This window comes from Thioalkalivibrio sp. (assembly GCF_007692535.1).
GTDB lineage: Bacteria > Pseudomonadota > Gammaproteobacteria > Ectothiorhodospirales > Ectothiorhodospiraceae > Thioalkalivibrio.
Genome location: NZ_REBW01000051.1, coordinates 1 through 10,724, shown reverse-complemented (window position 1 = coordinate 10,724; position 10,724 = coordinate 1). Strand labels below are relative to the sequence as shown.

The following is a 10,724-nucleotide window of genomic DNA, read 5'->3' as shown; positions in this document are numbered from 1 at the left end:
CGCCACCCGGCCCCGGGGCATGGTGCCCACGGACCACCAGGCTCAGACCGGCTTGCGGCGGATGGCGAGGGTGCCGGCGTCGCGGGCCGAGAAGGGCTTGCCCGGTCCGGGGCCGCGCGCGCGGCCGGCGGTTGGGCCGCCGAAGGCGTGCCGCTTCCGATCCTGCGGGGCCTTGCCGCCCTTGGAGAACGCCGGCTTGCCGAAGCGGGCGGGTTTGCCCGGGCGCGCGGGCCTGTCGTCCTGTGTCGGCGCCATCCGCACGCGCGGCGCGGCCTTGTCGGCCTCCGGACGCCTGCCCGCGATCTCCGGTGTCTCCAGCGTCAGTTCCAGCTTGCGCTGGGCGACGTGGATGCGGGCCAGGCGGCGGATCGCGGCCTCGTTCAGCGTTGCCGGGAGATCCACGTGGCTGTAGTGATCCATCAGCCCGATGCGGCCGATGTCACCCCCTGACAATCCGCCCTCGTGTGTCAGCGCGCCGACGATCTCGCGTGCGCCGATGCCGTCCTGTCGGCCTACGGGCATGTAGTAGCGCACCATTTCGCCCTCGGGGCCGCGCGGCGGGCGTGCGGCGGCCGGACGGGTTTCGTCGCGCCCCCGCCGTTCCCTGCCCTCGGCGGTCCGGGGCGGCTTGCGCGTCGTGTCGCGGGCGTGGCTGGTGTTCGTGAGGGGGTCCGCGGCCGAGTTCCCCGGCGCCAGCAGCGGCGTCATCTCGGTGGCCAGTGCCACGAGGGCGCTCGCCAGGTCGCGCTCCGAGGTGTTGCAGCGCGCGAGCAGCGCGTCGACCAGTTCGTTGTGCTGCCCGGAGTGCCCGGAGGCGAGCATGGCCTCGACCCTGCCTGCGAAGCGGGCCTCGCGGCTGGCGGTCACGGCCTTCAGGTCGGGCACGGGCAGCGCACGCACCGGCTTGCGCGTCAGGCGCTCGATCTCGTGCAGGATGCGGCGCTTGCGCGGCTCCAGGAACAGGATCGCGCGCCCCTTGCGTCCGGCGCGGCCGGTACGGCCGATGCGGTGCACGTAGGCCTCCGCGTCGCCCGGGGCGTCGAAGTTGAAGACATGGCTGATGCGCGGCACGTCGATGCCGCGGGCGGCCACGTCGGTGGCGACGATCACGTCGAGCCGGCCGTTGCGCAGTTCCGCGACCACGCGTTCGCGCTCCTTCTGCTCCATATCGCCATTCAGGGCCGAAACCGCGTGTCCCATCGCGGCCAGCGCGTCGGCGATCTCGAGGGTCGCGGCCTTCGTGCGTGCGAACACGAGCGCCGCGTCGCGGTCGGTCTCGACCTCCAGCATGCGGCCGAGCGCCTCCAGCTTGTGGCGCTGGTCGACCAGGCAATACACCTGGTCGATGTCGGTTCCGGCCTCGTTGCCGGCACCGATGCGGATTTCTTCCGGATCACGCAGGTGGCGGTGCGCAATGCGCCGGATCGGCGCCGGCATGGTCGCCGAGAACAGCGCGGTCTGCCGCTCCTTCGGCGTCTGCTCCAGGATCCACTCGATGTCGTCGATGAAGCCCATGCGCAGCATCTCGTCGGCCTCGTCGAGGACCACGAGCCGCAGCGCGTCCAGCTTCAGCGTGCCGCGCTTCATGTGATCGACGATCCGGCCCGGCGTGCCGACCACGATCTGCGGGCCCGCGTGCAGCCGGCGCAGCTGCACGCCCATGGGCTGGCCGCCGTAGACGGGCAGAATGTCGATGCCGCGCATCGCCTCGGCAAAACTGGCGAGCGCTGCGGCCACCTGGTTCGCGAGCTCGCGCGTCGGTGCCAGGACCAGCGCCTGCACGGCGCGGTTTCCGGCGTCGATGCGATCGATCAGCGGCAGGCCGAAGGCGCCGGTCTTGCCGGTGCCGGTCTGGGCCTCGCCGAGCACGTCACGGCCGCCGAGGAGCGCAGGGATGCACGCCGCCTGAACCGGGGTCGGCTGGGTGAAACCAAGGCGCTCGACGGTCAGCGCCAACGGCTCGGACAAGCCGAGCTCGGAGAATGAGGGGGAGTGCGACATAACAGGGTACTCGGGAGAGCCGAAACGTATTCCGACGGGATGGGGCGGGTAACGCCAAACACGACAGTATACACGATCGGTGCGGGCAAGGGGCTCCGTCATACCGTGGCCTGGCCAACCGGCGTCGCGGTAGGCTTTCCCTTCCCGACGATATAGACTCTGGGCTGTAGGGGGGAGGGACGGGCGACGGCGCTGCCAGCGACCCGTCCCGGGTTGAATTCCGGATCGAGGGGGTGTTCCGTGTTCGGTTTCTGGAGAAAAAAGAAGAGCGCGGCTGTCGCTGGTGCCGGGGTGCAGGCGGGCCCTGTGGCGGTTGCCGATTCCGCGGCTGTCAGTGGTGGTCTGTCCAGGCATGTGCCCGTGCAGCCTCCCGGCCACACGATCGCTTCGGGCGCCGTTGCGGGTTTACGGGATGCCGATCTGGCGACGCTCTGCAGCCTGGCACCGATCCGGGTACTCGACGCCGGCGATTTCCTGCTGCGTGCGGGTGACCGGGACCCGGCGATCCATCTGCTGATCAAGGGCGAGGTCCTACTTCAGGACGGGACCGGCGCCACGTTGCTCGAGATGGGGCCCGGTGACTCGATCGGGGGGCTGGATTCCGATGCAGCGGATGTAGCCCTCTATTCGACGATCGCGCGGGGTCCCGCGTCGGTCCTGTCGCTCAGCCGCGAAACGTATGACGGCCTGGGGGAAGGCATCAAGCTTCGGCTGCTCAGCCAGAGGCAGTTGCGGCAGCAGGCCCTGATGCAGCGGCTCGCAGCACGCGATCGGGACCTGAGTGCGCAAAACCAGGCGCTGGTGGAAGCGCTCTACCATTCCCGGCTGGCCACGGACACCGGGTTTTCCCGGAGCGAGGCCGTGGGCGAGGTCATCCGGAAGGTGCCACGGTTGCCGGTATCGACGGCCACGCTGCTGGCGAAGCTTTTCGACGAGCGCACCAGTCACGCCGAAGTGGTCGACCTGGTCAAGTCCGATCCCTCGCTGACCAGCACCCTGCTGAAGGCCGTCAATTCCCCTCTCTACAGTCTTCAGCACAAGATCGACAATGTGAACCATGCCGTGACCCTGTTGGGATTCGATGCGGTTCATCAACTGATCCTGTCCGAAAGCATGCGCAAGAGCCTCCCGGAGACGCCGCGGTTCCGGGAGATCTACCAGCGGTCGCTGGAGACCTCGCAGCTCGCCTTCGCGACGGCACAGGCCGTGGGCGTCGGGCGACCGGCCGAGGTCTCCACGATCGGGCTGCTGCGCGAGATCGGTGGCGTCGTGCTGGAATTGCTGAAATCGCAGAATCCCCGGCTCGAGGGGCTTCTGGCCACCATGGACTCCGCGGGGCTCGGTGCCGAACTTCTGCGGGCCTGGAACCTGCCGGAGGGTCTTTGCCGTAGCATCCAGTTTCAGCATTACCCGGAGTTCGCGCTACCGGAGCACGTGCCCGGCGACGTGCGCGAGAACGTGGCGTTGCTGCACCTGGCCAATCGCTTCCGCGACCGGATTCATGCCGCGGACGTCAGCAGGAACGGCCCGTTCCCCGATGCGTATCTGGCCGCATTGGGGCTGACCGGCGTCGGCGAACAGGATCTGTTCCTCCACAAGGTCAGGCCAAGGCTGATGGCCCGCCCGCAGGCCCTGCCGAAATCCCTCGCCGACGCACTCGCCTCCTGACACCCGCACCGCAACGGGCGGCACCGGCCCGACCGGTCGCCCGGCCTCCCCCCCCGGGCATGCCCGGGAAGGCGTGCCGCGCCGCTCAGACGGCGTGGTAGCTGGTGATGCGATCCACCTCGTTCTTCGAACCGAGGATCACCGGTACGCGCTGATGCACGCCCTCGGGCTGCAGGCTCAGGATGCGCTCGCGGCCCGTGGTGCAGGCGCCGCCCGCCTGTTCGATGAGCAGGCCCATCGGGTTGGCCTCGTACATCAGGCGCAGCTTGCCGCCCTGCCCGTTGGCCTTGAGCTTTTCGTCCACCGGGTACATGAACACGCCGCCGCGGGTCAGGATGCGATGCACCTCGGCGACCATCGACGCGATCCAGCGCATGTTGAAGTCCTTGCCGCGCGGGCCGTCCTTGCCGGCCAGGCACTCGTCCACGTAGCGCTTGATCGGGGCCTCCCAGAAGCGGCTGTTGGAGGCATTGATCGCGAATTCGGCGGTATCCTCGGGGATCTTCACGTCCTCGTGGGTCAGCAGGAATTCCCCGAAGTCCTTGTCCAGCGTGAACATCTGGACGCCGCGGCCACGCGTGGCAAAGACCATCATGGTCGATGGTCCGTACAGGCAGTAGCCGGCCGCGCACTGCTCGGCGCCGGGCTTCAGGAAGTCCTCGGTGGTGGGGTGGGTCACGCCCTCGGGTGCCTTGATGATCGAGAAGATCGTCCCGACCGAGACGTTGACGTCGATGTTCGAAGAGCCGTCCAGAGGGTCGAACAGCACCAGGTAGTGGCCGCGCGGGGCGTCGCTGGGAAGCTTGTAGATCTCGTCCATCTCTTCCGAGGCCAGCCCGGCGACGTGGCCGTTGTGGGCCAGGGCCTCGAGGAACACCTCGTTCGTGATCACGTCGAGCTTCTTCTGGGTTTCGCCCTGGATGTTCTCGGAACCTGCCGAGCCGAGCACCCCGATCAGGTCGCCCTTGTTCACCAGGTCGGAGATCTTCTTGCAGGCGACGGCGATATCGTTCAGCAGGCCGGTGAATTCTCCGGTCGCGCCCTGGATCTGGCGTTGGGTCTCGATGATGTAGTTGGTCAGTGTGGTGCCGATGTGCATGGTCTGGTTCCTGAAAACGGGTGGGTGGCGGGCCAGGCCGGTGCTTCCCCTGCACGATCATGGTGCAGGTTCGGGCCGGTCTGGGAGCGGTCGTCGGGCGGCCCGCGGGATGACGTTGCACCCCGTTGGGTTTGCATGCCGCGCCGCGGGGCCACAAAATCGCGTCCCAATGCTTGCGCCGTGCGGCTTGCCGAGCGACTGCGCCCGGAGGTCCGGGAATGCACCGAGCCACAAGCCCGGATGGAAAACACGGACATATTAGCAAAAGCTGTGCGATCGTCCCGCTGGTACTCTTTCTGCATGGGTACCCGTTCAGGACGCCTGCTCACCGATCGGGAGGATTTGGATGCCCAAGAATGCGCTGTATGCCCAGTCGGGCGGGGTCACGGCCGTGATCAACGCCAGTGCCTGGGGCGTGATCGAGGCGGTGCGGGCCCATCCCGCCCATTTCGGTACCTGCTTCGCCGCTCGCGATGGCATCCTCGGCGTACTCAACGAAGAGATCATTGATCTCGATCAGGAGGATCCCTTCACCCTGGCGGCCCTGCGCCATACCCCGGGCGGCGCCTTCGGCTCGTGCCGGTTCGACCTGGGCGACCCGGATCGGGACCGGAGGCAGTACGAGCGCCTGGTCGAGGTGTTCCAGGCGCACGACATCGGCACCTTCTTCTACAACGGCGGCGGCGGTTCGATGGACACGGCGCTGAAGGTTGCGCGGATCGGCGACCTGATGGGCTACCCGATCACCGCGGTCGGCGTCCCCAAGACGATCGACAACGATCTCGACTGTACCGACACCAGCCCCGGCTTCGGCTCCGCGGCCAAGTTCATCGCGACCGTGGTGCGCGAGGCCAGCCTCGACGTCGAATCCATGCACACCAGTTCCACCAAGGTTTTCATCCTGGAGGTCATGGGCCGGCACGCGGGCTGGCTCGCTGCGGCCGCCGCGCTGGCCCAGGAATACGACGGACAGCCGCCGATGCTGATCCTGTTCGCCGAGGTGCCCTTCGACGAGGCCGACTTCCTGACCAACCTGCAGCGGACGATCGAGCGCCACGGCTACTGCGTGGTCGTGGTCTCCGAGGGGCTGAAGAAGAAGGACGGGTCGCTCTACGCGGTGGCCCAGAGCCACGACGTCTACGCCTACACCCAGCTGGGCGGCGCGGTGCCGCGCCTGGCGGAGATGATCAAGAAGGAGACCGGGCACAAGCTGCACTGGTCGGTCGTGGACTACATCCAGCGTGCCGCGCGGCACCTCGCCTCGAAGGTGGACGTCGAGCAGGCCTACGCGGTGGGCAAGGCCGCGGTCGAGGGCGTGGTCGCCGGGCATCACAGCTTCATGCCGGTGATCCGGCGCGAGGCCAGCGTACCCTACCGCTGGGTCATCGACCGGGTGCCGCTCGAGCGCGTGGCCAACGTCGAACGCGGCATGCCGCTGGAATTCATCTCGCCCGACGGCTACGGGATCACCCAGGCCTGCCGCGACCACCTGCGGCCCCTGATCGAGGGAGAGGATTACCCGCCGTTCCTGAACGGCCTGCCTTGCTACCCCCGGATCCGTGGTGTCCTGCGCCCCAAGCGTTGCCCCGAATTCCGGGCCGATGAGGCATAGCGCGCCGAAACGGCGAGGCTTCAGCGCCTTCCGACAGGCTTTTAGCATGAAAGTCAGGGTTACGCCCGCCGCTGCGCCCCGCCTATGGAGTGCGGGAGCTTGCTCCCGCTATTTGGTGCCGGGGATGGCCGAGCTCCCCAAAGCGGCGGCAAGCCGCCGCACTCCATAGGCGCTCCGCTTTCATCTTTCGGGGTGGCGCGCTCCGAGGCCATGAGAGTTGCGGTAACGGGTGGGAATCACCGGATCTGGGGGCTGTACGGGGGCAGGGTGTAGTATTGAGATTCTATGGTCGGGGCAGCGCAGCGCCTGTTGCGCCTTGCCCCCGATGGGAACAATGATGACCAAAACACCATCAGGAGGCAGTACATGAAGACAAAGCGCCAGTCGGCTCGCGCCCTGATGTTTCTTTGCGCCTTGTTGCTGGCGCTGCTCCCGGCGACGCCGGTGATGGCCGGCATGCTCGATACAAACACGCTGATCACGGCGGCCGGGGCCGATGCCGACCGGGCGGCGCTGGCGCAGCGCCTGGGTTCCGGGGAGCTGCAGTCTGCGCTGACCCGCATGGGCGTGGATCCCGCGGACGCGCAGGCACGGGCGCACCAGCTGACCGATGCCGAAGTGGCCGACCTGAACGCCCGCCTCGATCAGTTGCCGGCAGGTGCGGGTGCGCTCGAGGCCGTGTTGATCGTATTCCTGGTTTTCGTGATCACCGATGCGCTCGGCATCACCGACATCTTCTCCTTCGTGCAACCCACTCGCTGACACATGCGTCCGTTGGCTAACAGCGCGGCTGTCCCCGAACGCGGGCTGCGGCTCTTCAGTCTGGCTGCGGCGGTACTTGCGCTGGCCCTGCTTTCGGGCTGCGCGACGGCGCCGCAGAGCCAGGGCATCAGCCAGGCGGTGCCGGCGGACCTGCCACCCCGCGCGGAACTCGCCGATACCGCTTTCTTTCCCCAGGAAGATTACCAGTGCGGCCCTGCCGCGCTGGCGACGGTGCTGGTCGGACACGGCATCGAGGTGACGCCGGAGGAACTGGTCCGGGAGGTCTATGTGCCGGAACGGAAGGGGAGCCTGCAGGCCGAAATGCGGGCCGCTGCCCGCGCCCGCGGGCTGGTCGCCTATCGTCTGCGCCCCGAACTCGCCGACGTCCTGACCGAGGTCGCGGCAGGGAATCCAGTGCTGGTGTTCCAGAACCTGGGCCTGGGCTTTGCGCCACGCTGGCACTACGCAGTGGTGATCGGCTACGACCTCGACGCCGGGCGGATCATGCTGCGCAGCGGCACCATCGAGCGGCACGTGAACGACCTGCCGCGTTTCGAGAGGACCTGGGCGCGTGGCGAACGCTGGGCCTTTGTCGCGCTGCCCCCTGACCGGCTCCCCGCCACGGCCGAGCCGCTGTCCTGGCTGCGGGCAGTGAACGAGCTCGAGCAGACCGGCATGCTCACCGCCGCGGAGAGCGGTTATCGGACCGCCATCGAGCGCTGGCCGGAGCAGCATATCGGCTATCTGGGGCTGGCCAACGCCCGGTTTGCGGCGGGCGAGTTCGCGTCGGCTGAGCGTGCGCTGCGCGATCTGCTGCAGCAGCAGCCGCAGCGGCACGAGGCCTGGAACAACCTCGCGCATGTGCTCGCTGCGCGCCAGTGCGGTCGCCAGGCCCGCAGCGCTGCCGGGTGCGCCGTCGCCCTGGCGCCCGAAGCCGCGGTTTACGAACGCAGCGCCCGCACCGTCGCGGATGCGGGGTCGACCGGCGAGGACTGCCGCCCGACGCCGCCCTGCCCGGTCTTCGGACAGCGTGCCGATCCGGCCGCCGGCATGGTCACCGCACGGCCCTGACCGAGTGGATGCTTTCGAGGTAAGCTACGCGCGAACCCAGCGTAACCCCGGCGTACCCCGGCCATGAGCATCACCGCGATCTACCCCGGAACCTTCGACCCGATCACCCGCGGCCACTCCGACATCGTGCGGCGGGCCTCGAAGCTGTTCGGGCGCGTCATCGTGGCCGTCGCCGAGAGTCCGCGGAAGGAGCCGTCGTTCCCGCTGGAAGAGCGGGTGAGCCTGGCGCGGTCGGCGCTGGCCGGGCTGGCCAACGTCGAGGTCCTTGGCTTCGACATGCTGCTGGCGCGGTTCGCGCGCGAGCAGGGGGCCACCGTGATCCTTCGCGGCCTGCGCGCCGTCTCCGATTTCGAGCACGAATTCCAGCTCGCGGCGATGAACCGGCAACTGGCCCCGGAGGTGGAGACCATGTTCCTGACGCCGGCGGAGGAATACAGCTTTGTGTCCTCCAGTCTGGTGCGGGAAATCGCCCGCCTGGGGGGGGACGTTTCAAACTTCGTCAGTCCGGCCGTTGCGCGTGCCCTGGACGAGCGCTATGCCGATACCCGAGCCAACGGGTCGGATAGCCATCGATAACACACCCTGAGGTGCATCCATGGCCCTGATGATTACCGACGAATGCATCAACTGTGACGTCTGCGAGCCCGAGTGTCCGAACAGCGCCATCTCACCGGGCGACGAGATCTATGTCATCGACCCGAAGCTCTGCACCGAGTGTGTCGGCCATTACGACGAGCCGCAGTGCCAGCAGGTGTGCCCGGTGGACTGCATTCCGCTGGATCCCGACCACAGCGAGACCCCCGAAGAGCTGCAGGCCAAGTACGAGCAGCTCACCGCGACCTGACTTCCTGATGCCGTTGCCGTCCATGCATTTGCGCGCGCGCCGGGCGTGCGCAGGGTTCTGCGTCCTGTGGCTGCTGGCCGTCTGCACCTCCGCGCAGGCCGGTCCAGGCCAGCATGCGGTGGCCAGCGCGCATCCGCTGGCCACCGCCGCGGGTGAGGCGGTCTTCGCCGCGGGTGGCAATGCCTTCGACGTGGCGGTCGCGGTGACCGCGGCCCTGGGCGTCGTCGAGCCACAGGGATCGGGGCTGGGCGGCGGTGGCTTCTTCCTGCTGCATGAGGCGGAAGCCGGCCGTTCGGTGATGCTCGACGCACGGGAGACCGCCCCCGCCGCCGCACACCGCGGTCTGTACCTGGACGCCGACGGCGAGGTCGTTCCCGGGCTTTCCTTGGACGGTGCCCTCGCGGCCGCCATCCCCGGGATGCCGGCCGCGCTGGTGCATCTTGCCGACCGCTACGGCCGTCTGACCCTGGACGCGAGCCTGGTGCCGGCCATCCGGCTTGCCGAGGACGGTTTCCCGGTGGACGCCACCTTTCTGCAGATGGCCCGCTTCCGCCTCCCGGCCCTGCGCGCCGGGGCCGATGCCGCCGACATCTTCCTGCGCGATGGCGAGTTGCCGGCCGAGGGCGAACGGATCCGGCAACCGGATCTCGCGGACAGCCTGCGGCGGCTGGCAGAGCAGGGTTTCGCCGGCTTCTATGCGGGCGAAACCGCCGAAAGACTGGTGGACGGTGTCCGCAGCGCCGGGGGCATCTGGACGCTGGAAGATCTCGCCGGGTACGAAGTGGTCGAGCGCAGCCCGGTGGTGCTCGAGCACCGGGGTGCGCGCATCGTCACCGCCGCGCCGCCCTCCTCCGGCGGCATTGCCATTGGCCAGATCCTGAACATCCTGGCGGCGCGGGACGACCGCGATGGCGATGACGAGGCCCAGCGGGTCCACCTGCTGGTCGAGGCCATGCGCCGGGCCTACCGCGACCGCGCCGTGTATCTGGGTGACCCGGACCATGTGCACATTCCGGTCACGCGCCTGCTCTCTCCCGAATATGCTGCCGAGTTGCGGGAGGGTATCGATCCCGAACGGGCCACGCCCAGCGCCGATCTGCCGCTGGTGGCGGAGAATGCAGCGGTGGATCCGCCGTCGGGCGAGAGCCCCCAGACCAGCCACTTCTCGGTGCTGGATGCCGAGGGCAACCGGGTGGCTGCCACCATCACGCTGAACTATCCGTTCGGGTCGGGCCTCGTTCCGCCCGGGACCGGCATCCTGCTGAACAACGAGATGGACGATTTTTCGGCGCGGCCCGGGGTGCCCAATGTCTACGGTCTGATCGGCTTCGAGGCGAATGCCATCGGTCCCCAGCGGCGTCCGCTGTCCAGCATGACCCCGACCTTCGTGGAGACCCCGGACCGCGTCACCGTGCTGGGCACCCCCGGCGGCAGCCGCATCATCACCATGGTCCTGCACGGCATTCTCGCGGCCCTGGACGGAGCCGACGCCGAGGAGATCGTGCGGATCCCGCGCATCCACCACCAGTACCTGCCCGACCGGATCGAGTTCGAGAGCGGTGCATTCGATACCGAGGTGCTGCTGGAGCTGGCCCGCCGCGGCCACGCCCTGGCCCCTCAGCTGCGTCCCTTCGGCAACATGCAGGTGATCCAGTGGGACCGGCGGG

At 68.5% G+C, this 10,724-nt stretch carries 9 protein-coding genes; 7 read left to right on the top strand and 2 right to left on the bottom strand.

Features of this window, described 5'->3' with window-relative positions; translation table 11 throughout:
• Window positions 1-42: 42 nt before the first annotated feature.
• Entirely contained in the window at window positions 43-2,001 is a 1,959-nt protein-coding gene (locus tag EA346_RS01090) for a DEAD/DEAH box helicase (protein ID WP_296754565.1), read from the bottom strand.
• A gap of 240 nt (window positions 2,002-2,241) precedes the next feature.
• Here EA346_RS01090 and EA346_RS01085 point away from each other — a divergent pair, with 240 nt between their 5' ends.
• Entirely contained in the window at window positions 2,242-3,669 is a 1,428-nt protein-coding gene (locus EA346_RS01085; protein ID WP_296754561.1) for an HDOD domain-containing protein, read from the top strand.
• A gap of 85 nt (window positions 3,670-3,754) precedes the next feature.
• Here the strand turns inward: EA346_RS01085 and EA346_RS01080 are convergent, their stop codons facing one another.
• Complete coding sequence (locus EA346_RS01080) at window positions 3,755-4,768, bottom strand: class 1 fructose-bisphosphatase (protein WP_296754559.1); 1,014 nt, start codon at window positions 4,766-4,768, stop codon at window positions 3,755-3,757.
• 346 nt (window positions 4,769-5,114) lie between these two features.
• On the opposite strand from EA346_RS01080, the gene EA346_RS01075 reads away from it, so the two are divergent.
• The 6 genes from EA346_RS01075 to ggt form a co-directional block, all read left to right on the top strand.
• Entirely contained in the window at window positions 5,115-6,380 is a 1,266-nt protein-coding gene (locus tag EA346_RS01075) for a 6-phosphofructokinase (RefSeq protein ID WP_296754557.1), read from the top strand.
• 366 nt (window positions 6,381-6,746) lie between these two features.
• On the top strand, window positions 6,747-7,142 hold the full coding sequence (locus EA346_RS01070; RefSeq protein ID WP_296754554.1) for a DUF6627 family protein: 396 nt from the start codon (window positions 6,747-6,749) through the stop codon (window positions 7,140-7,142).
• A 3-nt stretch (window positions 7,143-7,145) separates the two neighbouring features.
• Window positions 7,146-8,213, top strand: coding sequence for a PA2778 family cysteine peptidase (locus EA346_RS01065; RefSeq protein WP_296754551.1), 1,068 nt, complete (start codon window positions 7,146-7,148; stop codon window positions 8,211-8,213).
• Between the two features lie 63 nt (window positions 8,214-8,276).
• The gene (gene coaD / locus EA346_RS01060) at window positions 8,277-8,789 is read left to right on the top strand and encodes a pantetheine-phosphate adenylyltransferase (RefSeq protein ID WP_296754548.1); all 513 of its coding nucleotides are present in this window, start codon (window positions 8,277-8,279) and stop codon (window positions 8,787-8,789) included.
• A gap of 19 nt (window positions 8,790-8,808) precedes the next feature.
• Window positions 8,809-9,057 (top strand): YfhL family 4Fe-4S dicluster ferredoxin, encoded by a 249-nt coding sequence (locus EA346_RS01055; RefSeq protein ID WP_296754545.1) that lies wholly within the window; start codon window positions 8,809-8,811, stop codon window positions 9,055-9,057.
• 22 nt (window positions 9,058-9,079) lie between these two features.
• Window positions 9,080-10,724 (top strand): gamma-glutamyltransferase (gene ggt, locus EA346_RS01050; protein WP_296754542.1); only part of this gene is annotated, 1,645 nt, incomplete at its 3' end.

Excerpts from the sequence above, each read along its gene's own strand:
- EA346_RS01090 (WP_296754565.1), bottom strand. The coding sequence starts at position 2,001 with ATGTCGCACTCCCCCTCATTCTCCGAGCTCGGCTTGTCCGAGCCGTTG.
- EA346_RS01080 (WP_296754559.1), bottom strand. The coding sequence starts at position 4,768 with ATGCACATCGGCACCACACTGACCAACTACATCATCGAGACCCAACGC.
- EA346_RS01075 (WP_296754557.1), top strand. The coding sequence starts at position 5,115 with ATGCCCAAGAATGCGCTGTATGCCCAGTCGGGCGGGGTCACGGCCGTG.
- EA346_RS01070 (WP_296754554.1), top strand. The coding sequence starts at position 6,747 with ATGAAGACAAAGCGCCAGTCGGCTCGCGCCCTGATGTTTCTTTGCGCC.
- EA346_RS01065 (WP_296754551.1), top strand. The coding sequence starts at position 7,146 with ATGCGTCCGTTGGCTAACAGCGCGGCTGTCCCCGAACGCGGGCTGCGG.
- coaD (WP_296754548.1), top strand. The coding sequence starts at position 8,277 with ATGAGCATCACCGCGATCTACCCCGGAACCTTCGACCCGATCACCCGC.
- EA346_RS01055 (WP_296754545.1), top strand. The coding sequence starts at position 8,809 with ATGGCCCTGATGATTACCGACGAATGCATCAACTGTGACGTCTGCGAG.